The organism is Micromonospora sp. DT4 (assembly GCF_049841675.1).
GTDB lineage: Bacteria > Actinomycetota > Actinomycetes > Mycobacteriales > Micromonosporaceae > Micromonospora.
On sequence record NZ_JBNCKT010000393.1, the window covers coordinates 1 to 448 of the forward strand.

Here is a 448-nt window from a genome sequence, read left to right on the forward strand (position 1 = left end):
GTGCTGCTGGCTACCGCTGTGGTCGGTGGAGGTCGACGCGTACGGCTGACCGGTGTGCATGCCGATATGGACGGTCGAAGACGAATCCAACAACACGCCGACCCGTGAAGTGCCGACCGGATCACCATGCACGCCCGCTCGCATGTGGAGCATGTCCCACTGCCGAAGCCGCCGGTCCTGGTCGACCACAAGCGATACCGCTCCCAGCAACGAACCCGGCAACGCTCTTTCACCATCGAGCGTGACGATCCGCTCGCCGGGCGGAGCCTGCGTCTCGACCAACAACAACTGCCCCTCAGGACCACGCGCCACCACCACCACATGACGCGGCCCCCTCGGACGGTCCACCCGCACCACCGTCACCGCACCCGGCGCCAACTGACGCAACCCACCAAGATCCGCGCCAACGAACACCCCACCCAAGCGCCGGCCGAGCCACCCCATCTCA

Annotated in this window: 1 protein-coding gene; it reads right to left on the reverse strand. The window is 66.7% G+C overall.

The features are described 5' to 3' along the window. On the reverse strand, positions 1 to 448 hold a 448-nt coding region (locus ACLQ24_RS30260; RefSeq protein WP_425895142.1), incomplete at both ends, for a hypothetical protein.